A 26,422-nucleotide genomic window follows, 5' to 3' on the forward strand; every position below is an offset into this window, starting at 1 on the left:
GCCCGTGTATCATTTGATGGGGGGCAGTCAATCGCGGGGCAAAGGGGGGTGCGCAGGCTGTAGCAGACGCACATGTTCCTGCAAGGCAAAGCGGTCGGTCATGCCTGCGATATAATCGGCAACCATGCGGGCCAGCGTAGTGCGATCCTGTGCCGCATCCTCGATCTGGCGCGCCCAATGACGCGGCAGCATATCGGGATTTTCCAAGAAAAGCGGAAACAGGTCCTCGACCACCTTGGTCACTTCGGCACGTTTTTCCATGACCGAGGGCGCGCGGTACATACGCTGGAACAGGAATTTGCGGATCTGGTCGATATCGGCCCACATCGCATCGGAGAAGCGGATCACCGGACGGCCCAGATGCCGGATGTCAGAAGACGACCGCGCCCCACTGCCAATCAGGATCGCCTTTGAGGTGTCGATGACATCTGCCACCATCACCCCGAATACCCGCCGCAGCGCCTCGTGGCGGCGGCGATAGCTGTCCGTGTCGGGATAGAGCCGGTCCACCTCGGCAAAGGCCGCGCCGACGAGCGGTAACGCCGCAGCGTCCTCTTCGGTGAACAGACCCGCACGCAGACCGTCGTGCAGATCGTGGTTGTTATAGGCGATATCATCCGACAATGCCGCGACCTGCGCCTCGGCGCTGGCATGGGTGTGCAGCTCCAGATCATGCAGGGCGTTATAGTCCGCCAAAGCATGCGGCAGATCGCCCGACCCGTCGGGGCTCAGCACTGGCCCGTTGTGCTTGGCGATGCCTTCCAGAGTGTCCCACGTCAGGTTCAGCCCGTCAAAAGCTGCGTAGTGCCGCTCCAAAGAGGTCACTATCTTGATCGCCTGAGCGTTGTGGTCAAACCCGCCGTACGGGAACATTAGCGCCTGAAGCGCGTCCTCGCCGGTATGGCCAAAGGGCGGATGCCCCAAGTCATGGGCAAGCGCCACAGCCTCGGTCAACTCGCCGTTCAATCCCAGTGCGCCTGCGATGGTGCGCGCCACCTGCGCCACCTCGATGGAATGGGTCAGACGGGTACGAAAATAGTCGCCCTCATGCTCCACAAAGACCTGCGTCTTGTGCTTGAGACGCCGAAAGGCGCTGGCATGAATGATCCGGTCCCGGTCCCGCTGGAAGCAGGATCGGAATGTGCTTTCCTCCTCCGGCACGCGCCGTCCCTGCGCGGTTACCGGATCAGAGGCGAAAGGTGCGCGCATTGTCGCTGGTCCTTGTGGCCTGTCCTGCGGATTTCTATATAGTGAACACCACAGGAATGAAACCGACTGGTCGGAGCACCCCCCAAGATGAATTTGCCCCCCAAAGTGACCCCCCGCGCGTTTGAGCGTCTGGCCGAGATTGGTGCTGCGACTGACGGCAAGGCCCTGCGCGTCGCTGTCGAAGGTGGCGGCTGTTCGGGCTTCCAGTACGAGATCGCGCTCGACACCCCGGCCGAGGATGATCTGGTGCTTGAAGGCAGCGGCCAGAAGGTTGTTGTGGACAGCGTTTCCCTGCCGTTTTTGTCCAATGCGGTCATCGATTTCTCGGAAGAGCTGATCGGCGCGCGTTTTGTCATCGAAAACCCTAATGCTACGGCCTCTTGCGGCTGCGGCACTTCGTTCTCGATGTAAACTCGGCACCGCGTAGGGTCTAAACCGACGCGGTGCGCGCAAATTTTTCGAAAAATGAGTCGAACTTGTCGGTCGACCGTTCGGCATTTTGCAAAAGCTGATGGCCGGCGACGTCGAGATCAGGCCAGATATGGCCCCGCATATGCTGCCAGTCGCCGTCGCGTAGGGCCGTCATGCCAAATAATGTCTCCGACATCTGCCGCAGCACGCCCTCGGGGCGCGCGCGTTGAGCAAATCGCAGCGACCCTTGCGGCACCTGCTGCGTGAAAGCTGGCCTGCCCGCCACATGCTGCGCCCATCCGGTGACCAGATATTCGTGGCAGGCATCTTCCAACGGCAGGCCCGCATTATCGACAGGTTGCAGGGCGTCTTGGGTGTCCTTTATCGCCCCCTCCCAAATCGGGCTCGGGCGCTCGCCGGCAAACCTCAGCGCGATGCAGACCTCGGCCAATAAATCGATGTTCTGATCAAGAAATGCCAACAATCCGGCATATTCCAGACTGGTGACCGCCGCCTCGCTGATCTGTGGATCACGGGCGCCATATTCCGAGAGGTAAAAGACGATATGGGTCAGCTCATAGGCGGCTTTGCGGTTCGGGATCGCAAAGGTGGTCGAACGATCAATGAACCGGTGCAACCGCGCGCCAAGCGCACCCTGCCCCACCGCGCCACCAATCCCGCGCCGCGCCAGAAGCCGCCGCGTTTCGGCCCGTTGCAGGTCCGAGACTTCGGCCTGTACCAACCCCGCCGCCGCCACATGGTTGCACAGCATCTCGCCGTTTTGCCCCGGCATCCCCAAATCTTCGAGGTCCAGACAAATCGAAAGTAAAAAACGATAGTATTGCGGAAAGAACCGGAGCCGCTCGCAGATGGTCTCATAGAGCGGGAGATAAGGCGCGAGGTCTGCCACTGCGCAGGTCGGCTTCGTGGCGCTGAGAATTCCCAGTAGCTCGGCGTTTTCTTTGAGCCAGTAGACGTCATCAGGCTGTCGACGCATGCTCGCAAACCCTTCGATCAGCGCCGCTTGGCCCAAGCCGACTTGCAATCTGCGGGACCGGAATGAAACGATATTCGACATGGGGCGCGCCCTTTCGTACTTGTTTGGCGGCCCGACACGTGAACGCGCCGGGCCGGAGCCTTCGTGTTCAGCAGCTGGTGGTGAAGAGAGCGACGCCGCCGCCGGTCAAGGTATCGGTCTGGGGCGCGATGCAGCTGGTGGTGAAGAGCCCGACCCCCATGCCGGCCGTAAGGGTCACAGGGGTACAGCTGGTAGTGAACAGCTCGACCCCGCCGCCTGTCATCATGGAAGTCGCGGCTACATGCTGAGCGTGGATCTGCACATTTGCAGCGAAAGTTTGGTCGCAGATAAGAGCAAGAGCAGTCATATTAAAATCCAATCGTTCTAGAGTTGCGCATTAAAGTTGCAGTCCAACAACGATTGCCCGCTGAGCGGTATCCAACAACAAATTATTAGTTAACAAAAAGTAAATTTTTCATTTATCCACATTAGGTTAGCAGTGCAATTTGCGGTTGTGGAAACAGGGTGTCGAAATGTCCACCGGCGGAAAATAACTTATCGACAGCCCCATATCTGGCGCCGTCCTCGGCATTTCGCCCCGTTCGAACTGCGCTATCAGCGTCCTGTTGACGAGAATCATTGCCAAAACATGCCGCCCACTACCGTTCCCTGTGGCCTTGCCGCGCGGGGCGGTTCCGCGATAGAAGCCACAGCGCAGCGTGAGGGAGAGTTCATGAAAATCGCGACCTTCAATATCAACGGTATCAAGGCCCGCGCCGAGGCTTTGCCGCAATGGCTCGACGAGGCCCAGCCGGATGTCGTTTTGCTGCAAGAGATCAAATCAGTCGACGAAACTTTCCCGCGCAGCCTGTTCGAGGATCGTGGCTACAACGTCGAAACCCACGGGCAGAAGTCGTTCAACGGGGTTGCGATCCTGTCAAAGCTGCCGCTGGAAGATGTCACGCGTGGCTTGCCGGGTGACGCGCAAGACGAACAGGCCCGCTGGATCGAGGCCACTGTGGTGGGCGCGCGGGATGCGGTGCGGATTTGCGGGCTCTACCTGCCGAATGGCAACCCTGCGCCGGGGCCGAAGTACGATTACAAACTGGCGTGGATGGCGCGCCTGCAAGCCCGCGCCGAAGCCCTGCTCGCGGCGGAAACGCCGTTCTTGATGACGGGCGACTACAACATCATTCCGCAGGCCGAAGATGCCGCCACGCCCGAGGTTTGGCGCGAGGATGCGCTGTTTCGCCCCGAAAGCCGCGCGGCTTGGCGCCGGTTGATCAATCTCGGCCTGACGGACGCATTTCGCGCCCGCACACAGGGGCCAGGGCATTACAGCTTTTGGGATTATCAGGCTGGCGCGTGGAACCGCAACAACGGCATCCGCATTGACCACTTCCTACTCAGCCCCGCCTGTGCGGATACCCTGCGCGACGGTCAGATCGACCGCGACGTGCGGGGCCGCGACAAACCTTCCGATCACGTCCCGGTCTGGATCGACCTCGATATCTGATGGCATGTAAAAGGTGTGCGCCGTAGGCGCTCTATTGAGTCACGTCGACGATATTGCCCCGCGCTCAAGCTTGTAGCTCTGCATCCCAGTACAGAAAATCCATCCAGCTTTCATGCAGATGGTTCGGCGGGAATTTACGGCCCATATTGCGCAACTCCTCTGCCGCAGGTTGGCGCGGCGGGCGGCGCAGGCTCATACCCGTGCGGTGCAGCGGTTTGGAGCCCTTGTGCAGGTTGCAGGGGCTGCAAGCCGCGACCACGTTCTGCCAAGAGGTCACCCCTCCGGCGGCGCGCGGCACCACGTGGTCAAAGGTCAGATCGCCACGAGCACCACAGTACTGGCAGCAAAACTCGTCCCTCAAAAATAAATTAAAGCGCGTGAAGGCCACGCGCTTTTGAGGTTTTACATAGTCTTTCAGTACCACAACAGACGGTATTCGGATCACCGTACTGGGGCTGCGCACCACATCGTCGTATTCGGCAACAATATCGACACGGTCGAGCCATTTGGCCTTGATCGCTTCCTGCCAGGGCCAAAGCGACAGCGGATAATAAGACAGCGGACGGTAATCCGCATTCAACACCAGCGCAGGCTTGTGTTTGAGCGCTCCCGGCACCCGGGTAAATTCGGTTCTGAAATCGCCGTCCATTTCTGGTGCCGCCCCCTGCCCGTTTAACTAGACTATATCTCGTTGTTTTTCACTGGCAAGCTAAAGATGCAGCACCAGATATGCGCCGATCTTTCTCCGCTCAAGGTTACACAAACGTGACAGCATCGCGCCAAAACAGCAAAGATTTGGGGAAGCGGGCCGCGCCAACAGCAGTTCGGGCGCAATTGCCCGAAAGTTGGCGCAGCCAAACTTTTTACAGTCCGAGCTTGTCGCGCATGAAGGCCAGAGCCACGCTCAAACCGTCGGGCGCGATGCCATGGCCGGTGCCCTTCATGATATGGGCAAAGACATCCTCCCAGCCCGCATCCTGCAAGGCCTGCGCGGCTGCGGGCATCGATTGGGGCGGTACCACCTCATCGGCGTCGCCGTGCACAAGCAAAACGGGTGGTCGGGAAACGGCTTCATCGGCCAATGTCTCGGGCGACAAAAGCCGCCCCGAAAAGGCCACCACACCTGCCACCGCATCCTCGCGCCGTGCGGCCACATGCAGGGCCATCATCGTGCCTTGTGAAAAACCAAACAGCACCACCTGTTCGGGCAGCACGTCTTCATCCACCATAAGCGCATCAAGATAGGAATTCAGGTCGCTCACGGCACTGGCCATGCCACGGGCGGATTCTTCCTCGGAGGAATTGTCGATCCACGGGATCGGGAACCATTGGTATCCCATCGGTGCACCGGCGCAGGCTTCGGGCGCATCGGGGGCCACAAAAAGCGTGTCGGGCAGATGCTCGCCCAGCGGATCGGCCAGCCCCAGAAGATCGGCCCCATTGGCGCCATAGCCGTGCAGAAACACCACAACCGAGCGGACCTCGCCCGAAACCGGTTCGCGCCGCTCTGAATTCAAAACCCGTGTCATCCCAACCCTTCCAGTTGTTTGTTAATGCGGTAGTAGGCAAAGAGCGCGCGGGCTGCAACTGATCGCCAAGGTGACCATGCGGCGGCCATCGCGGCCAGTTCCGGTGCGCTCGGTCGGGCCGGTAGATCAAACAGGATCCGCGCTGATTCTTGCAAAGCCAGATCGCCCGAAGCCATGACATCGGCGCGGCCCAGACAGAACATCAGATAAATCTCGGCGCTCCACGGACCGATGCCCATTTGCTGGCACAACACGCGCGCGACCTCGGCGTCTTCCAGTGCGGCCATCGCGTCATAGTCGAGGCCAGCGTCACACAGCGCCAGTGCATAGCGGATTTTCGGGCGGCTGAACCCCGCAGCGCGCAGCCCGTCCTCGCCCGCCTGCCGCACAGCGGTTTCATCGACTAGCCCCGCCGCCAGCATCCGCGCCCGGATTGCATCGGCTGAGGCGACACTGACCTGCTGGCTGGCGATAATATCCAGAAGAGCCGCAAATCCGGGAGGTTTAAGCCGCAATGGCAATTCTTCGACCGCCTCCATCACCGGGGCAAAGCGCGGCTCGGTCTGCACCAGCCACGCCGCCCCCTCGGCCAGATCGGCAGCAGTGCGGATGATACGGCCCACCGTGCTCACAAGGTTGCCAGCCATTCGAGCGCTGGGGCGGTGTCGGTGACGACCCGCAAGCCCGCAGGCGGCGCGGGGCGGTCGATCAGGATCACATCCAGCCCCAATGCCAAAGCGGCCTCCAGCTTTGGTCGGCTGGGTGTACCGCCAAGATTGCGGCAAATCAGCAAATCGACTGAGACTTCTGCGAATAGCGCGATCTCACTTTCTGTGCTGAAAGGCGGATCGCCAAAAATCGGCTTAACGAAATCGAACGGCGGCATGCGGTCATGGCGCGAGGTCTGGCGCAGCATGAGCACGCTGCCGTTGAAGCCTGCATATTCCGGCAGGCTGGCCCATCCGGTGGCTGAAAAAACCCGGGCGCCTGCTGTGATCATTGGCAGTGCAGCACCGAGATCGCGGGCGGTGCGCCAGTTCACTGCCTCGGCCTGCCAAGGCGGGCGCTGGACTGATAGAAATGGCAATCCCGCCTGACGCGCCGCTGCAAATCCCATTGCGGTCATGGCGCCGTCGAACCCGTGGCTGGCGTCCAGCACCGCATCAAAGCCGCGCATCTGCGCCGCAATCGCTCCGTGATCGTCAAAGCTGACCAGTTCACAGGGCACAGGCATCGGGTTCGGGCCGCGCGGCGGTTCGGTTACCCAAGCTTGCACCTCGGCCCCTGCCCCGGCGGCGCTTTGGGCGATGCTGCGGGCCTCGGCGCTGCCGGCCAGAATAAGAAGTTTCAGCCCCTGCCGCATCGCCCGTTTATCCGCCTGATGTTGATTGCACTCACGCGGGGCAACCTGCGCGGCAACGTGGCAAAGCGCAAGGGGTTGCCCTTGTCGGATCGCGGGCGTACGCCTTGGCGGCATTAGTTGGACGGACACGATGACAAACAATTCCCAAGCGCGGCGCAACGTCGCGGTTCTGGTGGCGGCGCAGGCTTTTCTGGGTGCGCAAATGCCGATGATTTTTGTGGTCGGAGGGCTGGCCGGAACTTCTCTTGCATCCAACATCTGCTTTGCCACGCTGCCGATTTCAATGATCGTGCTCGGCTCCATGCTGGCGGCGACGCCGGTTTCGGCAATCATGCAGCGATATGGCCGTCGTACGGGATTTTTCCTTGGCGCTGCGGGGGGCGCCGTGGGCGGTGCCATCGGCGCTTACGGGCTTTATATCTCGTCGTTTCCGGTGTTCCTGCTGGGCAGCCTCTTTACCGGTATCTATATGTCGGCACAGGGGTTTTACCGTTTTGCCGCCGCCGATACAGCCTCTGACACCTTCCGCCCCAAGGCGATTTCCTATGTCATGGCGGGCGGACTGGTTTCGGCGGTGCTGGGGCCGCAGCTGGTCAAGCTGACGGCGGATGCCTATGTGGTGCCGTTCTTTGGCACCTATCTGGCGGTCATCTGCATCAACATCATCGGCAGCCTGCTGTTTTTGTTTGTCGACATCCCCAAGCCGCCGGTCCCTGCGCATGATGCGCCCAAGGGCCGCAGCCGCTGGGAGCTGTTGACCACGCCGCGCATCGCTGTCGCAGTGATCTGTGCGATGGTCTCGTATGCCCTGATGAACCTCGTGATGACCTCGACCCCGCTGGCGGTGGTTGGGTGCGGCTATGACAAATCCATCGCCGCCGATGTGGTGACAGGCCACGTGCTGGCGATGTTCGCGCCCTCGTTTTTCACTGGCCACCTGATTGCCCGCTTTGGCGTTGAGCGGATCATGGGGCTGGGGATCGCCATCCTTGCTGCTGCGGGGCTGGTCGCCTTGCAAGGGGTCGAGTTGGGAAACTTCTTTGTCGCATTGATCCTGCTCGGACTGGGCTGGAACTTTGGCTTTATCGGCGCGACCACGATGCTCGCCGGTGCTCATGGCCCGCATGAGCGCGGGCGCATGCAGGGGCTGAACGATCTGCTGGTCTTTGGTGGCGTGACCGTGGCCTCGCTGGCGTCGGGCGGGTTGATGAACTGCTCGGGTGGCACGGCTGTCGAGGGCTGGGCGGCAGTGAATTATGCGATGGTGCCGTTCCTGGTACTCGCGGGTGGATCGCTGCTTTGGCTGATGCTGCGCGACAGACGCCAGTTGGCCTGAACCGGCCTTTGGTAAAACCGTCATTCCCAAAGAGGGCAAGACATAGGATACCGCGCCGAGTGGCGCGTAATAGTCAATAATTGCCGCTGGTCGCCTTTCGCGTGCTGCACGGGGCGCTATGTTGGCGCAAAAGCTGTTGAGGACTTGGGTTAGATGAGCGACGAACCACTGGTGATTTTCACGCCTTCGGGCAAGCGCGGACGCTTTGCCGTGGGCACCCCGATCCTGACAGCGGCGCGGCAGTTGGGCGTCGATCTCGACTCAGTCTGTGGCGGGCGCGGTATCTGCTCCAAATGCCAGATCACCCCGAGCTATGGCGATTTTTCGAAGCACAACATCACCGTGCGCGAAGATGCCCTGTCGCCTTGGAACAGTGTCGAGCAACGCTATCAGGACAAACGCGGTCTGAAAGAAGGCCGCCGTCTGGGCTGTCAGGCGACCGTGCAGGCCGATGTGGTGATTGACGTACCGCCGGAAAGCCAAGTCCACAAACAGGTGGTGCGCAAACGCGCCGAGGCACGCGATATCATCCTCAACCCCTCGACCAAGCTGTTTTACGTCGAGGTCGCCGAGCCGGACATGCACGACCCCTCCGGCGACCTGGAGCGGTTGCAGGACGCGATGCGCGAACAATGGCAGCTGGAAAAGGTGAACGCCGATCTGCATATCCTGCAAACCATGCAACCTATCCTGCGCAAAGGCGCGTGGAAGGTCACGGTCGCAGTGCATCTGGGCGATCAGGAAAATCCCGCCCGGATCATGCACATCTGGCCCGGTTACTATGAGGGCACGGTTTACGGGCTGGCGGTTGATTTGGGCTCCACCACCATCGCGGCGCATCTGTGTGATCTGCAGACCGGCGAGGTCGTCGCCTCTTCCGGCACAATGAACCCGCAAATCCGCTTTGGCGAAGACCTGATGAGCCGGGTCAGCTATTCAATGATGAACCCCGATGGCGCACAGGAAATGACCCGCGCCGTGCGCGAAGGCATGAACGGGTTGTTTGCGCAGATCGCCGAAGAAGCCAATGTTGATCCGATACTGATAATGGATGCGGTGTTTGTCTGTAATCCGGTCATGCATCACTTGTTTTTGGGCATTGATCCGTTTGAACTGGGTCAAGCCCCCTTTGCGCTGACCACCTCCAATGCGATCCGCCTGCGGGCTGATGATCTTGATCTGAACATCCACCAATCGGCGCGGGTGTACCTGTTGCCCTGTATCGCGGGCCACGTCGGCGCCGATGCGGCCGCCGTCGCACTCAGCGAGGCACCCGATAAATCCGATGATCTGATGCTGGTCGTCGATGTGGGCACCAACGCAGAGATTTTGCTGGGCAATAAAGACAAAGTGCTGGCCTGTTCTTCGCCCACCGGCCCTGCCTTTGAAGGTGCGCAAATCAGCTCGGGCCAACGCGCCGCCCCCGGCGCAATCGAGCGGGTCGAGATTGATCCGGCAACCAAGATCGCACGTTTCAAGGTGATCGGCAGCGATATCTGGTCGGATGACCCCGCCTTTGAGGCCGAGATCGCCAATACCGGCGTTACAGGGATTTGCGGCTCGGGGATCATCGAAATGGTCGCCGAAATGCGCATGCATGGCATTGTCGACGCCCCCGGCTTGATCGGCACAGCAGAACAGACAGGCTCCCCCAACGTGTTCCCTGACGGGCGCACGAATTCCTATCTGGTCTATGACGGCACCGCGTCGGGCGGGCCGAAAATCACCGTGACCAACCGCGACATCCGCGAAATCCAGATGGCCAAGGCCGCGCTTTATTCCGGTGCACGGCTGTTGATGGATAAATTCGGCGTCGACAAGGTTGACCGCGTAGTGCTGGCGGGTGCCTTTGGGGCTCATATCAGCCCCCTACATGCGATGGTACTGGGGATGATCCCCGATGCGCCGCTCGACAAGGTCACCTCGGCCGGAAACGCGGCAGGCACGGGCGCGCGAATTGCGCTGCTCAACACCGAAGCCCGCGCCGAGATTGAAGCCACCGTGCGGGCGATCCACAAGATCGAGACCGCCATCGAGCCGCGCTTTCAGGAGCATTTCGTGAACGCTTCGGCCATCCCCAACGCGGTCGAGCCCTTCCCGATCCTCAACTCCATTGTAAAGCTGCCCAACGTCACCTTTAATACCGGGGGCGGCGGCGATGGTGCCGGTGGCGGCCGCAGACGGAGACGTGGATGACCGATAACAGCGAACAGCGCGACTATTGGACCGATGCAGCGGGGCCGAAATGGCTGCGCCACCAGGCCGCCCTGGATGCCCTGATGCAACCCGTGCTCGACGGCGTTCTGTTCCGGGCAAATTTGCAAAGTGGTGCACGTGTGTTGGATATTGGTTGCGGTGCGGGCAACAGCACGGTGCAGGCGGCTGATGCGGTCGGGCCTGAAGGCCACGCCACGGGTGCCGATATTTCCGAGACGCTACTGGGGGGCGCTCGCAACGTGGCGCAAGGGCGCGATAATGTAGATTTCATCCTCGCCGACGCTGCCAGACACGAATTTGCGCCGCAGAGCTTTGACAATCTGATCTCGCGCTTTGGTGTGATGTTCTTTGCCGATCCCGAAGCGGCTTTTTCCAATATGGCGAAGGCTCTGAAATCTGGCTCCATCGTTACTTTTGCGGCTTGGGGGCAAATCCCTGAAAACCCGTACTTCACCTATCCTGCGCAAGCCGCGCGTGCCGTGCTGGGTGCCACACCCAAATCCGACCCAGACGCCCCCGGCCCTTTTGCGTTTCGCGACCCGGCCCGCGTCGAAGCGATATTGAGTGCTGCTGGTTTGGCCGAAATTGGCTGCGACACCCAGACCGTGCATTTGACCCCACAAGGCGGCATTGCGGATTTTGCCGAGCTTTGCCTTGGCATTGGCCCCGCCAGCATGGCGATCACCCACTTTGAGGCTGACGCAGCACAGATCGCCGCTCTGCGGGATATGGTGATCGATGTCTTTGCGCCATTTGACGGCCCCGAGGGCCTGCGCATCCCTGCACAGATCAACTTTTTCACCGCGACCAAGCCCTAAGTTATGAGCGTAGTGCGGGCTCGTCCTCACCCCTCGCACCATTTGTCGGCTTGACGCCCCCGCCCCACAAGCCTATTTCCCAAGGCACTGGCGCGCGGGTATGGTGAAAAGGTATCACGGCAGCTTCCCAAGCTTTAGTTACGAGTTCGATTCTCGTTACCCGCTCCAGAATATCCAATGTTTCCAGCAGAATTGCGGCCTCTCCTAAATGGCGGCTTGATGTATTGTGACCTTGTGCCGGGCTTTACCGGCATATCGCGAGCCACCGTAGAAATCGTGAAACGGCACATTATCGCCCTATTTGCGGCTCATTCTCGCCCTGAGTTTTGTGAACAATGAGGTCAGTTAAGCAACATTGGAGCACAATATGACACACCGTTGGATGCACGATTTTCTCTACATGATCAGCTACAGCTTTATCACGGCCGCCGTGCTGCTGGCAGCACTTTGGTCTTGAACCACCCGGCCCTCCACACGACGCGCGCTGCCCATAAACGGCAGCAGCATCTCTCACACGACAAGGCCCGCGAGGTCAGGTGTCGCGCAACTAGGCTAAAGTTGCGCGACTGATATGACCCTGATGGTTAGCCCATCAACACTTCGCCAAACTCTTCGCGCAGATTGCGCTTGAGCACTTTTCCGGTCGCGTTGCGCGGCAATGCATCGGTAAAGACCACCCGGTCCGGCACCTGCCATTTGGCGATCTTGCCGTCGAAAATATCCAACACTTCCTGTTCGCTCGGGTCGGCCCCTTCGGCTTTGACCGCAATGAGCACGGGCCGCTCGTCCCATTTGGCGTGACGCGCGCCGATTACAGCGGCATCGGCCAGTTTCGGATGGGCAATGGCGATGTTTTCCAGCTCGACCGAACTGATCCACTCCCCACCCGATTTGATGATGTCCTTCGAGCGGTCGCGAATTGTGATGCAACCGTCAGCGTCCATCGTGGCCACATCGCCGGTATCAAACCAGCCGTTGCTGAGCGTTTCTTCGGCGGTCGAACCGAAATAGGCATCCAGAATCCAGTGACCACGGGTGACGAGATCACCTTGGGTTTTGCCGTCATGCGGCACTGGCTTGCCGTTGTCGTCCCAAATCTCCAACTCCACCCCCCAAGGCGCGCGGCCCTGGTTTTCGCGCAGCTTGTGCTGCTGCTCAATCGGCAGATCGCGGTGGCGCGCCAAGGGTCGGTTGACCGAGCCGAGCGGCGACATTTCGGTCATGCCCCAAGCGTGGATTGTTTCGACGTCATAGTTATCGCGGAAGGTGGCAATCATTGATGGTGGCACCGCCGAGCCCCCGACGACCGTGCGCTCAAGGCTGGCAAGCTTGCTGCCCGCCTTTTTCGCTTCGCCCAAGAGGCCAAGCCAGATGGTAGGCACGCCAGCGGCACAGGTCACACGGTAGCCATCGATCAGCCGCACCAGCGAAGGCCCATCAAGCCGCGGGCCGGGCAGCACGACCTGACAGCCCATCATGGCGCACATATAGGGCAGCCCCCAGGCGTTGACATGGAACATCGGCACAACCGGCAGCACCACATCGCGGGCCGAAATACCAAGACCGTCGGCGGTATTGCCCGCAAGTGAATGTAGCACAGTAGAGCGGTGGCTATAGAGAACGCCCTTGGGGTTTCCCGTAGTTCCTGATGTATAGCAAAGGCTTGAGGCCGTATTCTCATCCAGCTCCGGCCAGTCATAGCCTGCATCGCCTTGCTCAAGCAGAGCTTCATAGGCGATGATTCCTGGCAAGGTGGCAGCAGCGTCGCCCAGCTCGGCCTCCATCAAAACGATATGTTCCAGATGGGTCAACTGGTCGCGGATATTGGCGATCAGCGGCACAAAGGTACTGTCGATAAACAGGATTTTGTCTGCGGCGTGGTTGAGGATGTAGACCAGCTGTTCTGGGAACAGGCGCGGGTTGATGGTGTGGCAGACAAAGCCACCACCCGAGGCGCCGAAGTAAATTTCCAAATGGCGGCGGTTGTTCCATGCAATCGTGCCGCAGCGTGCCTGCGGATCAAGCCCCAAACCCGTCAGCGCCGAGGCCAGACGCCGGGCATTCATGGCGACCTGTTGCCACGACGTTTGCTCGATTCCACCTGCAGTTTTGGCCGAAATAACCGGCGTGGCCGCATGATACCGTTCGGCATGGGCAATCAAGCTTGAGATCAGCAACGGCTGTGTCATCATTTGGCCAAGCATCGACAAGTCCTCCATAAATAGCGATGTTGCGGCAGAGTGATGTAACGCCACCAGTCTTGCAAGCGACCATCCGCACACATATTCATGATCACATGAATATCCCCTATCACACCCCGCTGTCCCCCGACCTACAGGCCCAGGCAGGCATCACTCCGGGACAACCGCTGGCCATGGCCGACCAAGTCCGGTTTTCCGAGTTGGACAGCCTGAACCATGTGAATAATGCGGTTTACATGGCGTGGTTCGAGCGGCTGCGCATCCGCTATGTGCAGGATTGGGGACTGGCGGATTTCCACAGCGCCAGCGCGCCGCGCATCGTGATCCGGTCGGGCAACATCCACTACCTCCGCGAGATGTTGATGGACGAGGATTACGTTGTGACCTGCGGCTGTAGCGGCTTTCGCAACACCTCTTTCACAGTGAACCAACAACTCTGGTCAGGCGGCACATTACGTGCAACCTTTGACTGTGTGCTGGTCCTGCTGGAGCCTGACGCCAGTGCCCGCCGTGCGATTTCGGATGCTGTGCGCGACAGGTTTACCATGATCGACAAGGCACTACCCCAGTCCTGAGACCCACCGACCTGACATCCAGACAGAGGAAACCGCATGTCCGTCACCATCCGCCCCATTACCGCCGCAGATCGTGCAGAGTGGGAAAGCCTGTTTCAGGGCTATGCCACGTTCTACAAGGTCGAGCAAACCGCCGAAATGCGCGAGACCGTGTTTGGCTGGTTGATGGACGAGAGCCATACGACCAATTGTTTCGTGGCTGAATCGCCGGACGGAACCTTGATCGGGTTCACCCACTACCGCCCGTTCACCAGCCAGTTGCGCGCCATAACCAACTGTTTCCTTGATGATCTGTTCGTCGCGCCGCAAGCGCGTGGCACAGGGGCCGCCGAGGCGCTGATCCGCGCGGTGGGTGATGAGGCCCGTGCGCAGGATTGGGGCGTGGTGCGCTGGATCACGGCGGACGATAATTACCGCGGGCGCGGTGTTTATGACAAGCTGGCCACCCGCACTATGTGGATCAGCTATGATATGAAGCCTTAAAAGGAACCCCCGATGAATTTTCTACAAATTACCTCCCTGCTGATTGTTCTGGCGGGGGGCTTCGGGGCAATTAACTATCTGTTTCTCAAGTTGCCGTCGGCGATTGGCATTCTGGTCGTATCGCTGCTGGCGTCCTTCGTGTTGCTGGGGCTTGATCTGATTTGGCCTGCCCTGCAAATCGCCGATACTGTACGCGGCCTTGTGCTGGGCATCGATTTTTCCGAGGCGCTGCTGGAAGGCATGCTGGGGCTCTTGCTTTTTGCCGGCGCGCTGCACGTAAAGCTCAGCGATCTGCGCGAACAGTGGATCGCGGTATTTTTGATGGCGACGTTGGGGATTGCGTTGTCGACGCTGGTTGTGGGCTTCGGGTTTTCGTGGCTAACGGGCATGCCCTTACTGCTGGCGATGGTCTTTGGCTCGCTCATATCGCCGACCGATCCGGTCGCGGTGCTTGGGGTCTTGCGCGAAGCTGATTTGCCAAAGTCGTTGGAGACCAAAATCGCCGGAGAAAGCCTGTTTAACGACGGTGTCGGCTATGTAGTGTTTCTGGTGCTAGTCGGGCTGGCCTTTCCCGCTGATAGCCACGGCGAGGCGGGCAGCCCGCTGGTTGGGGCTGCGCTGCTGTTTGTCCAAGAAGCATTGGGCGGTGCGGTGCTGGGGTTGGTTCTAGGCTGGCTGGTATTCCGCGTTATGCGCCATATCGACGACTATTCGCTGGAGGTATTGTTGACACTGGGGCTGGCTTTTGGCGGCTATGAACTGGCAGTATTCCTGCATGTTTCCGCGCCGATTATGGCGGTTTGTGCGGGCTTGCTGATTGGCGATGTCGGGTCGGCACGCGGCATGTCGGAATTGACGCGACGCTATGTCGACGGTTTCTGGAAGCTGATCGACGAGATTTTAAATGCTGTGCTATTTTTGTTGATCGGTTTTGAAGTTTTTGCCATCGCGTTTTCGGGTGACGTGCTGCTCACGGGCGTGGCCACAATCTTCATTGCCTTGCTCGCACGGTTTGTGGCGGTGGCTATTCCGGTTTCGATCTTGCGACCCTTTCGGACGTTTGATGCCGGTGTGACACCGATCATGACATGGGGCGGATTGAAGGGTGGCATATCGGTGGCGCTGGCGCTGTCGCTGCCAGAAAACGAGTGGAAGCCGCTGATCCTGACTTGCACCTATATCGTCGTGATTTTTTCGATCATCGTGCAGGGGCTTACCGTGGGCCGTTTGGCTAACAGATTAGGGCGCGCGCCCGATCTTATGTGAGGTTTGCGACGGCTGGGGGCGGAAGGCGGGGGACACTGCTCCCCGCACTCCCCCGAAATACTCTCGGTCAAATTGCCTTAGCCGCGGTGCTTATTGAGCCAAGCGACCAAAGTGGCGGTTGAGGGATCTTTATCCGTTGCAGGCTTGGTGCCTTCGATGACAGGAAGCAGCGAGGTTGCCAGCTCCTTGCCCAGTTCCACGCCCCATTGATCAAATGAATTGATGTCGAGGATCACCCCTTCGACGAACACGCGATGTTCATAGAGCGCGATGATCTGGCCAAGAGTAAAGGGGTCAAGGCGCGGATAAACCAGCGTGGTAGAAGGGCGGTTGCCGGAGAAAACACGGTGGCGGGACTGGCGCTCAAGCTCATCACCTGTGAGGCCGGCCGCTGCCATCATCTCGCACGCTTCATTCAACGAACGTCCGCGCATCAGGGCTTCGGATTGGGCGAGGCAATTTGCGATCAGCAGCGTGTGGTGATGGGCAAGATCAGGCTCATGACCTTGGGCGGCCACGAGGAACTCACAAGGAATAACCCAGGTGCCTTGATGGATCAGTTGGTAAAAGGCGTGCTGGCCATTGGTGCCTGCGGCACCCCAGACGACGGGTCCGGTATTGCGCGGACTGTCGCTGCCATCGATCCGCACAGACTTGCCGTTTGATTCCATTTCCAGCTGTTGCAGATAGGCGGGCAACTGGTTCAGGCGCTGGTCGTAGGGCAGAACCGCACGGGTGGCATGCCCGCAGATTTGATTGTGCCAGATGCCAGTCAGTGCCAGCATCATCGGCATGTTTTCAAGGGGTGCCGCAGCGCGAAAGTGGCTATCCATCGCTTGAGCGCCGCGCAAGAAGGCGTCAAAGGCTTTGGGGCCGATGGCGATCATCAGTGAAAGGCCGATAGGACCCCAAACTGAATATCGCCCGCCGACCCAATCCTCAAAACCAAAGACCTGATCGGGCGCGATGCCGAAAGTGCTCGTTTTGTCCTCGGCGGTGCTGAGAGCTGCAAATTGGATGGCCGGATCACCGCCGTGTTCTTGCATCCATGCCTTGGCGGTGCGCGCGTTGGTCATGGTTTCAATGGTGGTGAATGTCTTTGACGCGACGATGATCAATGTGCGCTTGGCGTCGAGCCCCTGCAGTGTGTCGCTGATATGAGCGCCATCTACGTTGGAGACGAAATATGTGCGCGGCCCGTCGTGATAAGGGTGCAGCGCGGCGGTGGCCATCGCAGGACCAAGGTCGGAGCCGCCGATGCCGATATTGACGATATCGGTTATGTCGCTGGCACGGATCTTATCGGCAAAGCGGCGCATGCGGGCCAGTGTATCAAGCACCTGTGGCATGACATCCCCGCCCTGCACCATAACCGGCCCACCATCGAGATTGCGCAGCGCCGTGTGCAAAACTGCGCGATCCTCAGTCTGGTTAATCGGCGCGCCGGAGAACATAGCGTCACGTTTCGCAGCCACGCCTGCGTCTTCAGCCAGAGCCAGCAGCATATCGCGGGTGGCATTGTCGATGTTGGTCTTCGAATAATCAAACCGCATTTCAGCGGTTTCGACGGCGAAGTCGTCGGCGCGATCAGCGGTGTCAAACAACGCCATGATCGAGCGGGCTTGCGCGGCCTTGGCCTGCGCGGCGAGGCTGTTCCAAATATCCATCATGCGGCCCAATGCACCGTAAGTTCGTCAAGTACGGCGGCAATCGGCGCCTCTTCGGGCGGTAAGGTCGCGGCACGCTCTAGGGCCGCGCGTTTGGCGTCGCCGAAGATCACCAGATGCTTGTCCATCGCGCCGTCCAGCACATGGGCCGCAAGAGTAACTCGGGCGATGTCTTGATCTTGCGGTTGCACAGCGCACAGCGGCGGCGCGTCGGAGGCCAGCGCCTCCTTCAACCCCGGCGCACCGGGGAACAGCGATGCGGTGTGCATGTCGCCGCCCATCCCCAGCAACAACAGCGACAAAGGCAACTCAGACGTGAGTGTTTCGGCGAGTGCAGCACTGCCCGAAGCGGCATCCATACCGTTTTGAAAATAGGGGATAAATCGGGCGTTGGTGGCATGATCGACCAACAGGCGTTCGCGGATCAGCCGCGCGTTGGAGCGCCCGTCCTCCTCGGCCACCCAACGCTCGTCCGTCAGCAAAACATGCACGCGGCTCCAATCCAGCGCGATGCCGCTGAGCATGTCGAAAATCGGGCCCGGTGTGGTGCCGCCCGGCACGGCGAAGGACGCGAAATCATGCACCAAAAGGCACTTCTTCAACGCGCCCGCCAAAACATTGGCGACGTTCATCGACAGCATTTCCTGATCTGCGTATTCGATCACATTCATAAGGACACCTTGCGCCATTCGCGACCGTCACGCCGCATCAATTCGGTTGAATCAGTCGGCCCGTCCGAACCGCTGTCGTAGGGCTTTGGCACGTCATTCCGCGCCTCCCAACCCTCAATGATCGGATCAGTCCATGCCCAAGCAGCCTCGACCTCGTCGCCGCGCATGAACAGCGTCTGGTTGCCGCGGATCACATCCATGATCAAGCGCTCGTAGGCGTCGACCTGATCAGCCCCCTCTTCGCCCAAAGCATCGGCGAAGGTCATATCCAGCGGCACATCGACAAGGCGCATACCGCCCGGTCCCGGCTCCTTGATAGTGACGCCAAGGGTAATGCCTTCGTTAGGTTGCAGGCGGATCGACAGCACGTTGCGATGCCGACCGGCGTCCTCGGCAAAGATCGAGTGCGGGGTTTCTTTGAAGACGACCGTAATCTCGGAGGAGCGCGCCGACATGCGCTTGCCCGTGCGCAGATAAAACGGCGTCCCTGCCCACCGCCAGTTGCTGATGTGGGTCTTGAGCGCGATGAAGCTTTCGGTACGCGACCGCGCATCGCCCACGGCAGTGCGATAGCCCGGCGCATTGGCCTCGTTCATCGGTTCGGCCTGATACTGGCCCCGGATAATGTGATGCGGCAGAACCGGATCGAGCGCGCGGATCACTTTCAGTTTTTCATCCCGGACCGCATCGGGATCAAACCGCGCTGGCGGTTCCATCGCGATGAGGCACAGCAATTGCATCAGGTGGTTTTGCACCATGTCGCGCATCGCGCCGGACTTGTCATAGTACTCCCCGCGCCCGCCGACACCCACGGTCTCGGCCACGGTGATCTGGATATGATCGACGTATTGCGCATTCCACAGCGGCTCGAACAGCATATTGCCGAAACGCACCGCCATCAGGTTCTGCACGGTCTCTTTGCCGAGGTAATGGTCGATCCGGTAGATCTGGTGTTCGTCGAAATAGGTAGCAAGCGTCGCGTTCAGCGTTTGCGCCGTTTCAAGGTCACGGCCAAAGGGCTTTTCCACCACAATTCGCGCGTCCTGATCAGCCATGCCCCATTTCTGCAACCGCTCGGCCAAATCCCCGAACAAGGCGGGCGACACCGAGAAATAATAGGCCTCGACCCGACCTTTGCCGGACATCTTTTCCTGTAACTCGGCCCAGCCCTGATCGCCCCGCGCGTCAATCGCGACATAATCAATCTGTTCGAGAAAGGCCTCAAGAGTGCCGGTCTCACAGGTAAAGCCGCCGCCAAATTCCTGCGTCGCCTCGGCCACCATTGCGCGAAATGCGGCAACATCGATGTCCGAGCGTGCCGCGCCGATGATTCGTGCCTCGGGTGGCATCTGCCCTGCACAGAAGCGCCGGAACAAACCTGGCAGAATTTTCCGGCGGGCCAGATCGCCCGTACCGCCGAATATAACAAGGTCGAACGGGTCAACCGGTATGACGCGTGAAACCATTTTGAAGATCCCTTAAATACGCTTGTGTCTGACACAAAACCCAACTGTTAGCGCAAACATAGCTTATTTCCAGCATTTCACAAGTCTGTGCTTAACCTTGCACAGGCTTTTAATGTGACCAAGTTTGACATAGCACACTTCACAGCAACTGTTGGGTTGAGACAAGGACGAATGATGAAAGACTTGGCGACAGAGACCGACGGCGCGAATATCGGCAAATTTCTCGACCCTCGCGTGACGGCCAAGGGCGAAGATCGCGCGCGCGTGTCGCTGAGTAACCCCAAGACCCTTTGGTTCAACACCGGCACGCTGTGCAACATTGAATGCACCAACTGCTATATCGCCTCAAGCCCGACCAACGATGCGCTGGTTTACATCACTCCGACAGAGGTTGGCGATTACCTCGACCAGCTGGAGCAGCGGGACTGGCCGGTGACCGAGATCGCCTTTACCGGCGGCGAGCCCTTTATGAACCCGCAGATGATCGACATGACAGAAAGCGCATTGGCACGCGGATATGAGGTGTTGATCCTGACCAATGCCATGCGCCCGATGATGCGCAAAACAGTGCAGACAGGCTTGATGCGGTTGAATGCGGCCTACCCCGGCAAGCTGACCCTGCGCATTTCCGTCGATCACCACCGCGAGGACCTGCACGACACCGAACGCGGTGCCGGTGCTTTTGAGAAGACCCTCACCGGCATGGCATGGCTGCGCGACAACGGCTTTCGCATGGCTGTCGCAGGCCGATCCATATTTGCTGAGAACGACAACGAGAGCCGCGCCGGTTATGCCGCCCTCTTTGCCGAGTATGGTTTTGATATTGATGCGCAAAACGCGGGCATGACAGTGCTGTTTCCCGAAATGGATGAAACTGTCGAAGTTCCTGAAATTACCACCGCATGCTGGGGTATTCTGGATGTCTCGCCCGATGCGATGATGTGTGCCTCCTCCCGCATGGTGGTTAAACGCAAAGGGGCGCAAAAGCCTGCCGTGTTGGCCTGTACCTTGCTGCCCTATGCGCCGGAATTCGAGCTTGGCGCCACCTTGCAAGAGGCCGAGCGCGACGTGGCACTAAACCATCCCCATTGCGCCAAGTTCTGCGTTTTGGGCGGCGCAAGCTGTTCAGCTTAATCGCGCCTGCCCTGATTCAGCGATCTTTGATCAGTGCAGGGTAAACTCGCCCACAACATTGCGCCATTCGCCCGTCGCCAAAAGCTTGCGATGGGTAAAGCGCACCGAGTGGAGCGGGCCTTCGATCTCGGATTGCCAGAACTCGACAAATTTGAACAGGCGCGGATGATCGGGCGCGATGTCATAATCTTGCCAGACATAGCTGTTGAGCACGTGTGTATAGTCAGGCATCCGGTAAAAGAACTCTGCCGTGGTCAGGCCATAGCCTTTTAGCATGAGTTCGGTATCAGTTGCGGGCATTTTCACCTCTCCTTGCTGCTTACCCGACCAGCCTGACAGTTAATTATTACTTTTCAATAAAAACAGTGTGTTGGCACTCTAACCCAAATGCTGCCAGTGCGTTTGGGCCACAGCCATTGCACCTGATATGCGGCGTCTGCTATACAAAACCGCAACATATAGAGCCTATCAAAAGCTGAGCAGATCACGTGAACGACACGCCAGAAACGCCTGAAAACAATGACGAAAACACGCCAGAGCGTCCGATCTTTGATGGTCCGTCCGTCACTATCGAGCACGAGATGCGCACAAGCTATCTCGATTATGCCATGTCGGTCATCGTCAGTCGCGCCATTCCTGATCTTCGGGACGGTCTGAAACCTGTTCACCGCCGCATTCTTTATGGGATGCATGAAGCTGGTAACACGCACGACAAATCCTACCGTAAATCGGCCCGTTCTGTGGGCGACGTAATGGGTAAATACCACCCTCACGGCGACAGCGCGATTTATGACGCACTGGTGCGGATGGCGCAGGATTTCTCGATGTCGCTGCCGTTGCTTGACGGTCAAGGCAACTTCGGCTCCATGGACGGTGATAGTGCTGCAGCCATGCGCTATACAGAAGTGCGCATGGACAAGCCTGCCGCATTCCTGCTGTCTGATATCGATAAAGATACCGTAGACTTTCAAGACAACTATGATGGCAAAGACCGCGAACCAACGGTCCTTCCTGCCCGTTTCCCGAACATGCTGGTCAACGGCGCTGGCGGTATTGCTGTCGGCATGGCGACCAATATTCCGCCCCATAACCTTGGCGAAGTAATTGACGCCACATTGGCGCTGATCGAAGACCCTGACCTGACGTCGGAGCAGTTAATCGAATACGTGCCCGGCCCAGATTTCCCGACCGGCGGCATTATGCTGGGCCGGACTGGCGCGCGCAAAGCCTACCTTGAGGGTCGTGGTTCGGTCATCATCCGCGCAAAGACGCGGATTGAAGAGATCCGCAAAGATCGTTGGGCGATTGTGCTCGACGAGATCCCCTATCAGGTCAACAAAGCCTCGATGATCGAAAAGATCGCCGAGCAGGTGCGCGAGAAAAAGATCGAGGGCATCGCCCACGTACAAGATGAATCCGACCGCAACGGCGTGCGCGTCGTTGTCGAGTTGAAGCGCGATGCGACCGCCGAAGTCGTGATGAACCAGTTGTTCCGCTTTACGCCGATGCAGACTTATTTTGGCTGTAATATGTTGGCCCTGAATGGTGGCCGACCCGAGCAGCTGACATTGCGTAAGTTCCTTACCTCTTTCATTGATTTCCGCGAAGACGTGGTCGCCCGTCGCACCGCTTATCTCTTGCGTAAAGCCCGCGAACGCAGCCATATCCTCTGTGGCCTGGCCGTTGCCGTGACCAATATCGATGAAATCGTCGCCACGATCCGGTCCTCGGCCGATGCCGGAGAAGCGCGCGAAAAGCTGATGACGCGGCGCTGGCCCGCGCGTGACATCCTGCCTTATATCGCATTGATCGATGATCCGACCCATACTGCGAACGACGATGGCACCTATAACCTGTCAGAAACGCAGGCCCGCGCCATTCTTGAATTGCGTCTGCAGCGTCTGACCCAGATTGGCGTCAAGGAAGTCACCGACGAGCTGGAAGAGCTGGCGGCCAAGATTAAGGAATACCTCGAAATCCTTGGCTCGCGGGAGCGGATCATGGGCATCATCGCGGACGAGCTGCGCGAAGTGCGCGAATTGTTCGCCGTGCCGCGCCGCACCGAGATTGTCGACTGGTCCGGCGATATGGACGACGAAGATCTGATTGCGCGCGAGGACATGGTCGTGACAGTCACCTCCGGCGGTTATATCAAACGCACCCCGCTGATCGATTTCCGCAGCCAGCGCCGCGGTGGCAAGGGTGTCAGCGGTATGGCCACCAAAGAAGAAGACGTGGTCACCACGCTCTTTGTCGCCAATACCCATACGCAGCTGCTGTTCTTCACCACCGATGGCATGGTCTACAAGCTCAAGACCTGGCGCTTGCCACAAGGCGGACGGGCCTCTAAGGGCAAGGCGATCGTCAATATCTTGCCGATCCCTGTCGGGGTTTCCATCGCGGCAATTATGCCTGTGGACCGCGACGAGAAGGATTGGGACGATCTTCAGGTGGTCTTTGCCACATCGGCAGGCACTGTGCGCCGAAACAAGCTGTCGGACTTCACCAATGTGAAATCAAACGGCAAGATCGCGATGAAGTTCGAGGATGATCACGCCAATACGACGCTGATCAACGCCCGCATCGCCTCGCATGATGACGATGTGATGTTGGTTACCAACTCGGGCCGCGCGATCCGTTTCCCTGCGACCGATGTGCGGGTATTTAACAGCCGCGCCTCTGTCGGGGTGCGCGGTATCCGGTTGAACGGCGACGACAAGGTCGTCTCCATGTCGATCATCCGCCACTTCGATGCGACGTCAGATGAGCGCCAAGCCTATCTCAAGATGCGTCGCGCGATGGCGGGTTTGACTGATGAGGCCGAAGTATCTGATGATGAGGAAACTACAGGCGCGGCGGTCGAGATTGATTATCCAGCGATGTCTGCTGCCGAGAACCTGATCCTGACCATCACGGCAAAAGGCGCGGGCAAGCTGAGCTCCAGCCATGACTATCCAGTCCGTGGGCGCGGTGGCCTTGGCGTCACAGCGATGGACAAAGCGATGCGCGGCGGCCAAATCGTCGCTTCCTTCCCTGTCGAGTTGGACGACCAGATCATGCTCGCGACCTCTAAGGGGCAGTCGATCCGTGTGCCGGTCGAGGGCATCTCCTTCCGCTCACGCAGCGCGGGCGGGGTTCGGGTGTTTAACACCGGCAAGAACGAGGAAGTTGTCAGTGTGGCATGGATCGCCGATCAAGGCGCCGAGGCCGACGAAGAGATTGAGGGTGACGCTGCCACCGAGTGATGATTGCCGGGCTATCAGCCAGCCGCTTAACCGGTTGATTGCCGAAGCCTAGAAAAAAAGAGGCCCCGACGAAGGTTCGTTGGGGCCTCTTTGCATTCGAAGGTATCGAAAGTACATGCGCAAAAACCGAACACCGCTATGCCCGTTAATCGATCACCTCGCCCAGATCATCGCGCGTCCTATGGCGCTATCACCTGAGGATTTGGCGTGCCAAACCACACATTACGTATAAAAAATCCCCGCGCTCTGTCATGCAGAACGCGGGGATAATTAGCGTCGGAAGTTAATCAACTGGCGAAAAACGGGCGTAGATTAGGATCCGGTTGTTGTTGTTGTTGTGGAGTTCGAACCGTTCGATGCGATCAAGATGATCCCGATAAGACCTGCGCCGATTGCTGCGCCAGTCGCCAAGCCGCTGCCGGCGGTGTAGAGGGATGCATCGGCTTTAACGCAACGGCGCGCATTTACACCATCGACTGCAACGATCGCTGCTTCGCAGCTATAGATAACGCCGTTAGCGCCCTGTACAACCAGCGGGTAGGCTGGGTTACCACTGTTACCTTCGAGGACAGCGGCCTGTGAGGTGGTTTGAGCGAAGCTCGAAGTGGCTGTCAGTACGACGGCGGCGGTGATGGAAAGAAAACGTTTCATTTGGATCAACTCCCGAGGAAAATTTTGTTCAGCTACGGCGCTTATTACACGATTCCGAACTAACGGAAAGGCTAACGTTCAAGCGAAACACTAACCCCTTACCACACTCATAATACGCGCCGTATTAATGATGGTTCCAGTCTAATCTTGCGTCTACTCTAAGATTATCACCCGATTTTGTAAATATCCATAAATTTCGCCTTTAAATAGCGCAACAGGGGCTCCTCTGAAGGCTCCTTACCGATGGCGCGTGCGATCACATCACGCGGCTCGTAAAGCCCCCCGTGGGTCTGCACCGCCTGCTTGAGCCACGCAGTCGCCTTATTTGTATCGCCTTTCGCCAGATCCTCGTCGAGCGTGGGGATTGCAGGGCGCATCGCTTCGTTCAAACAGCCTGCATAGACGTTGCCCAATGTATAAGTCGGGAAATATCCGAATAGACCGACGGACCAATGGACATCCTGCAACACACCGTTGGACGGACGGTCGACGGCATAGCCGAAATCGGCTGCAAACCGCTCATTCCACGCCGCCTCGACGTCCTCCACAGCCAGATCGCCAGACATAAGCGCACGCTCAAGGTCAAAGCGCATCAACACATGCAGGTTATATTGCAACTCATCCGCTTCGGTGCGGATGAAGCCTTCGGAGACGCGGTTCACAATCCGGTAGAAGGTGTCGGCATCCTTCACGCCGATATCACCAAAGGCTTCGTTCATCTGGTCGAACAGCCAACCGGTAAAGGCGCGGCTACGGCCGAGTTGGTTTTCATAAATACGGCTTTGGCTCTCATGCACACCCATCGACACGCCCTTGCCTAAAGGCGTCAGCAGATAGGCCGGATCAATGCTTTGTTCATAACATGCGTGGCCGACCTCATGGATCGTTGAATAAAGACAATTGAACGGGTCTAGCGCATTGGTGCGGGTGGTGATGCGCACATCAAGCCCCGAGCCTGAGGCAAAGGGATGCACCGCTTTATCAACCCGCCCCATGCTCATGTCATAGCCGAAAGTCTTGGCAAGCTGGCGGGTCAGCTTCATCTGTGCGGCTTCGTCAAACACGCCTTCCAGCACAGGGGGCGCCTCGGCGGCGCGTACCGCTTCGCGCAGGCTGGTCAATTCGGGGCGCAAGGCACCAAACATTGCCTCAAGTGCTGCTGCCGTGGTGCCGGGCTCATAGTCTTGCAGCATTGCATCATAAACATCACCGCCTGCGGCCAGCGCTTGGCCCTCTTCGCGCTTCAGGGCGATAACTTCGGCCAGCGTCGGCAGAAACGCAGCAACAGATTCGTCCTCGCGGGCCTGCGCCCAGATTCCTTGGGCCTGTGACGTGACCCGTGCGATACGGGCCGCAAGCTTGGCGGGCACCTTGGTGGCACGGTCATAATCGCGCCGGATGTGGCGCAGGTTGGCGTGGCCGACCTCGTCGAGACTGCTTTCTTCAATCGTGTCCAGCCAGTCCGCAATCCGGCTGTCGACACGCCGGGCGTGCAGCACGCCTTCCATCGCGGCCATTTCTTCACCGCGCTGGGGAGCGGCACCGCGTGGCATCATAGTTTCTTGATCCCAGCCCAAACGCCCCGCTACCTGCGAGAGCGCCTCGGTTTCGCGCTGAAATTCCATCAGTTCATCATAGGCAGACAT

Annotated in this window: 23 protein-coding genes and 1 tRNA gene; 11 read left to right on the forward strand and 13 right to left on the reverse strand. The window is 59.0% G+C overall.

Features of this window, described 5'->3' with window-relative positions; translation table 11 throughout:
- Window positions 1-27: 27 nt before the first annotated feature.
- Complete coding sequence (locus BM174_RS03505) at window positions 28-1,209, reverse strand: deoxyguanosinetriphosphate triphosphohydrolase (RefSeq protein WP_093922445.1); 1,182 nt, start codon at window positions 1,207-1,209, stop codon at window positions 28-30.
- A gap of 87 nt (window positions 1,210-1,296) precedes the next feature.
- On the opposite strand from BM174_RS03505, the gene BM174_RS03510 reads away from it, so the two are divergent.
- Window positions 1,297-1,620: a HesB/IscA family protein gene (locus BM174_RS03510; protein ID WP_093922446.1), complete on the forward strand. Its 324-nt coding sequence runs from the start codon at window positions 1,297-1,299 to the stop codon at window positions 1,618-1,620.
- Between the two features lie 19 nt (window positions 1,621-1,639).
- Here BM174_RS03510 and BM174_RS03515 read toward each other — a convergent pair whose 3' ends face one another.
- Window positions 1,640-2,698 (reverse strand): DUF6902 family protein, encoded by a 1,059-nt coding sequence (locus BM174_RS03515; protein ID WP_093922447.1) that lies wholly within the window; start codon window positions 2,696-2,698, stop codon window positions 1,640-1,642.
- Between the two features lie 673 nt (window positions 2,699-3,371).
- On the opposite strand from BM174_RS03515, the gene xth reads away from it, so the two are divergent.
- Window positions 3,372-4,154: an exodeoxyribonuclease III gene (gene xth / locus BM174_RS03525; protein ID WP_093922449.1), complete on the forward strand. Its 783-nt coding sequence runs from the start codon at window positions 3,372-3,374 to the stop codon at window positions 4,152-4,154.
- Window positions 4,155-4,218: 64 nt separating this feature from the next.
- On the opposite strand, the gene BM174_RS03530 is transcribed toward xth, so the two are convergent.
- From BM174_RS03530 to BM174_RS03545, 4 genes are all read right to left on the reverse strand, one after another.
- Window positions 4,219-4,803 carry an HNH endonuclease gene (locus BM174_RS03530; protein WP_093922450.1) on the reverse strand — a complete coding sequence of 195 codons (585 nt, stop codon included), beginning with the start codon at window positions 4,801-4,803 and terminating at the stop codon, window positions 4,219-4,221.
- Window positions 4,804-5,017: 214 nt separating this feature from the next.
- On the reverse strand, window positions 5,018-5,683 hold the full coding sequence (locus BM174_RS03535) for an alpha/beta hydrolase (protein ID WP_093922451.1): 666 nt from the start codon (window positions 5,681-5,683) through the stop codon (window positions 5,018-5,020).
- A complete protein-coding gene (locus tag BM174_RS03540) occupies window positions 5,680-6,330 on the reverse strand; it encodes a DNA-3-methyladenine glycosylase family protein (protein WP_093922452.1) in 651 nt (216 codons plus the stop codon). The genes BM174_RS03535 and BM174_RS03540 overlap by 4 nt, the downstream gene beginning before the upstream one ends.
- Complete coding sequence (locus BM174_RS03545) at window positions 6,312-7,046, reverse strand: precorrin-6A/cobalt-precorrin-6A reductase (protein ID WP_177209403.1); 735 nt, start codon at window positions 7,044-7,046, stop codon at window positions 6,312-6,314. The genes BM174_RS03540 and BM174_RS03545 overlap by 19 nt, the downstream gene beginning before the upstream one ends.
- A gap of 130 nt (window positions 7,047-7,176) precedes the next feature.
- Here BM174_RS03545 and BM174_RS03550 point away from each other — a divergent pair, with 130 nt between their 5' ends.
- From BM174_RS03550 to BM174_RS03565, 4 genes are all read left to right on the forward strand, one after another.
- On the forward strand, window positions 7,177-8,382 hold the full coding sequence (locus BM174_RS03550) for an MFS transporter (protein ID WP_093922454.1): 1,206 nt from the start codon (window positions 7,177-7,179) through the stop codon (window positions 8,380-8,382).
- Window positions 8,383-8,535: 153 nt separating this feature from the next.
- Window positions 8,536-10,578 carry an ASKHA domain-containing protein gene (locus BM174_RS03555; RefSeq protein WP_093922455.1) on the forward strand — a complete coding sequence of 681 codons (2,043 nt, stop codon included), beginning with the start codon at window positions 8,536-8,538 and terminating at the stop codon, window positions 10,576-10,578.
- Window positions 10,575-11,417: a class I SAM-dependent methyltransferase gene (locus BM174_RS03560; RefSeq protein WP_093922456.1), complete on the forward strand. Its 843-nt coding sequence runs from the start codon at window positions 10,575-10,577 to the stop codon at window positions 11,415-11,417. Before BM174_RS03555 ends, BM174_RS03560 begins: the two co-directional genes overlap by 4 nt.
- Before the next feature lie 94 nt (window positions 11,418-11,511).
- Window positions 11,512-11,585: transfer RNA gene (locus BM174_RS03565), tRNA-Gly, on the forward strand.
- 416 nt (window positions 11,586-12,001) lie between these two features.
- Here the strand turns inward: BM174_RS03565 and BM174_RS03570 are convergent.
- The gene (locus BM174_RS03570) at window positions 12,002-13,621 is read right to left on the reverse strand and encodes a long-chain-fatty-acid--CoA ligase (RefSeq protein WP_093922457.1); all 1,620 of its coding nucleotides are present in this window, start codon (window positions 13,619-13,621) and stop codon (window positions 12,002-12,004) included.
- 92 nt (window positions 13,622-13,713) lie between these two features.
- On the opposite strand from BM174_RS03570, the gene BM174_RS03575 reads away from it, so the two are divergent.
- From BM174_RS03575 to BM174_RS03585, 3 genes are read left to right on the forward strand one after another with little or no spacing between them, the layout of a single operon-like run.
- Window positions 13,714-14,193, forward strand: a complete 480-nt coding sequence (locus BM174_RS03575; RefSeq protein ID WP_093922458.1) for an acyl-CoA thioesterase — start codon at window positions 13,714-13,716, stop codon at window positions 14,191-14,193.
- Between the two features lie 36 nt (window positions 14,194-14,229).
- Window positions 14,230-14,676: a GNAT family N-acetyltransferase gene (locus BM174_RS03580; protein WP_093922459.1), complete on the forward strand. Its 447-nt coding sequence runs from the start codon at window positions 14,230-14,232 to the stop codon at window positions 14,674-14,676.
- Window positions 14,677-14,688: 12 nt separating this feature from the next.
- A complete protein-coding gene (locus tag BM174_RS03585; RefSeq protein WP_093922460.1) occupies window positions 14,689-15,942 on the forward strand; it encodes a cation:proton antiporter in 1,254 nt (417 codons plus the stop codon).
- Window positions 15,943-16,019: 77 nt separating this feature from the next.
- On the opposite strand, the gene pgi is transcribed toward BM174_RS03585, so the two are convergent.
- Genes pgi through zwf form a run of 3 tightly spaced genes read right to left on the reverse strand, consistent with a single transcriptional unit; the run spans window position 16,020 to window position 19,746 of the window.
- The gene (pgi, locus tag BM174_RS03590) at window positions 16,020-17,612 is read right to left on the reverse strand and encodes a glucose-6-phosphate isomerase (RefSeq protein WP_177209404.1); all 1,593 of its coding nucleotides are present in this window, start codon (window positions 17,610-17,612) and stop codon (window positions 16,020-16,022) included.
- Window positions 17,609-18,280 (reverse strand): 6-phosphogluconolactonase, encoded by a 672-nt coding sequence (gene pgl, locus BM174_RS03595; RefSeq protein WP_093922462.1) that lies wholly within the window; start codon window positions 18,278-18,280, stop codon window positions 17,609-17,611. Before pgl ends, pgi begins: the two co-directional genes overlap by 4 nt.
- Window positions 18,277-19,746 carry a glucose-6-phosphate dehydrogenase gene (gene zwf / locus BM174_RS03600; protein WP_093922463.1) on the reverse strand — a complete coding sequence of 490 codons (1,470 nt, stop codon included), beginning with the start codon at window positions 19,744-19,746 and terminating at the stop codon, window positions 18,277-18,279. The genes pgl and zwf overlap by 4 nt, the downstream gene beginning before the upstream one ends.
- A gap of 174 nt (window positions 19,747-19,920) precedes the next feature.
- Here zwf and BM174_RS03605 point away from each other — a divergent pair, with 174 nt between their 5' ends.
- Window positions 19,921-20,880 (forward strand): radical SAM protein, encoded by a 960-nt coding sequence (locus BM174_RS03605; RefSeq protein ID WP_093922464.1) that lies wholly within the window; start codon window positions 19,921-19,923, stop codon window positions 20,878-20,880.
- 30 nt (window positions 20,881-20,910) lie between these two features.
- Here the strand turns inward: BM174_RS03605 and BM174_RS03610 are convergent, their stop codons facing one another.
- A complete protein-coding gene (locus BM174_RS03610; protein WP_093922465.1) occupies window positions 20,911-21,180 on the reverse strand; it encodes an usg protein in 270 nt (89 codons plus the stop codon).
- 188 nt (window positions 21,181-21,368) lie between these two features.
- Between BM174_RS03610 and gyrA the strand changes: the two genes are divergently transcribed.
- Window positions 21,369-24,125 carry a DNA gyrase subunit A gene (gyrA, locus tag BM174_RS03615; protein WP_093922466.1) on the forward strand — a complete coding sequence of 919 codons (2,757 nt, stop codon included), beginning with the start codon at window positions 21,369-21,371 and terminating at the stop codon, window positions 24,123-24,125.
- Window positions 24,126-24,437: 312 nt separating this feature from the next.
- Here gyrA and BM174_RS03620 read toward each other — a convergent pair whose 3' ends face one another.
- Together BM174_RS03620 and BM174_RS03625 are read right to left on the reverse strand one after the other, a co-directional pair.
- Entirely contained in the window at window positions 24,438-24,776 is a 339-nt protein-coding gene (locus tag BM174_RS03620) for a hypothetical protein (protein ID WP_093922467.1), read from the reverse strand.
- A 167-nt stretch (window positions 24,777-24,943) separates the two neighbouring features.
- Entirely contained in the window at window positions 24,944-26,422 is a 1,479-nt protein-coding gene (locus BM174_RS03625) for a carboxypeptidase M32 (RefSeq protein ID WP_093922468.1), read from the reverse strand.

It is taken from the genome of Sulfitobacter brevis, from assembly GCF_900112755.1.
In the GTDB taxonomy this organism is placed as follows: Bacteria; Pseudomonadota; Alphaproteobacteria; order Rhodobacterales; family Rhodobacteraceae; genus Sulfitobacter; species Sulfitobacter brevis.

Bases quoted from the DNA above. Each gene is read 5' to 3' on its own strand.
- BM174_RS03505 (WP_093922445.1), bottom strand. From the start codon at position 1,209: ATGCGCGCACCTTTCGCCTCTGATCCGGTAACCGCGCAGGGACGGCGC.
- BM174_RS03510 (WP_093922446.1), top strand. From the start codon at position 1,297: ATGAATTTGCCCCCCAAAGTGACCCCCCGCGCGTTTGAGCGTCTGGCC.
- BM174_RS03515 (WP_093922447.1), bottom strand. From the start codon at position 2,698: ATGTCGAATATCGTTTCATTCCGGTCCCGCAGATTGCAAGTCGGCTTG.
- xth (WP_093922449.1), top strand. From the start codon at position 3,372: ATGAAAATCGCGACCTTCAATATCAACGGTATCAAGGCCCGCGCCGAG.
- BM174_RS03530 (WP_093922450.1), bottom strand. From the start codon at position 4,803: ATGGACGGCGATTTCAGAACCGAATTTACCCGGGTGCCGGGAGCGCTC.
- BM174_RS03535 (WP_093922451.1), bottom strand. From the start codon at position 5,683: ATGACACGGGTTTTGAATTCAGAGCGGCGCGAACCGGTTTCGGGCGAG.
- BM174_RS03540 (WP_093922452.1), bottom strand. From the start codon at position 6,330: ATGGCTGGCAACCTTGTGAGCACGGTGGGCCGTATCATCCGCACTGCT.
- BM174_RS03545 (WP_177209403.1), bottom strand. From the start codon at position 7,046: ATGCGGCAGGGGCTGAAACTTCTTATTCTGGCCGGCAGCGCCGAGGCC.
- BM174_RS03550 (WP_093922454.1), top strand. From the start codon at position 7,177: ATGACAAACAATTCCCAAGCGCGGCGCAACGTCGCGGTTCTGGTGGCG.
- BM174_RS03555 (WP_093922455.1), top strand. From the start codon at position 8,536: ATGAGCGACGAACCACTGGTGATTTTCACGCCTTCGGGCAAGCGCGGA.
- BM174_RS03560 (WP_093922456.1), top strand. From the start codon at position 10,575: ATGACCGATAACAGCGAACAGCGCGACTATTGGACCGATGCAGCGGGG.
- BM174_RS03570 (WP_093922457.1), bottom strand. From the start codon at position 13,621: ATGCTTGGCCAAATGATGACACAGCCGTTGCTGATCTCAAGCTTGATT.
- BM174_RS03575 (WP_093922458.1), top strand. From the start codon at position 13,714: ATGAATATCCCCTATCACACCCCGCTGTCCCCCGACCTACAGGCCCAG.
- BM174_RS03580 (WP_093922459.1), top strand. From the start codon at position 14,230: ATGTCCGTCACCATCCGCCCCATTACCGCCGCAGATCGTGCAGAGTGG.
- BM174_RS03585 (WP_093922460.1), top strand. From the start codon at position 14,689: ATGAATTTTCTACAAATTACCTCCCTGCTGATTGTTCTGGCGGGGGGC.
- pgi (WP_177209404.1), bottom strand. From the start codon at position 17,612: ATGATGGATATTTGGAACAGCCTCGCCGCGCAGGCCAAGGCCGCGCAA.
- pgl (WP_093922462.1), bottom strand. From the start codon at position 18,280: ATGAATGTGATCGAATACGCAGATCAGGAAATGCTGTCGATGAACGTC.
- zwf (WP_093922463.1), bottom strand. From the start codon at position 19,746: ATGGTTTCACGCGTCATACCGGTTGACCCGTTCGACCTTGTTATATTC.
- BM174_RS03605 (WP_093922464.1), top strand. From the start codon at position 19,921: ATGAAAGACTTGGCGACAGAGACCGACGGCGCGAATATCGGCAAATTT.
- BM174_RS03610 (WP_093922465.1), bottom strand. From the start codon at position 21,180: ATGCCCGCAACTGATACCGAACTCATGCTAAAAGGCTATGGCCTGACC.
- BM174_RS03620 (WP_093922467.1), bottom strand. From the start codon at position 24,776: ATGAAACGTTTTCTTTCCATCACCGCCGCCGTCGTACTGACAGCCACT.
- BM174_RS03625 (WP_093922468.1), bottom strand. From the start codon at position 26,422: ATGTCTGCCTATGATGAACTGATGGAATTTCAGCGCGAAACCGAGGCG.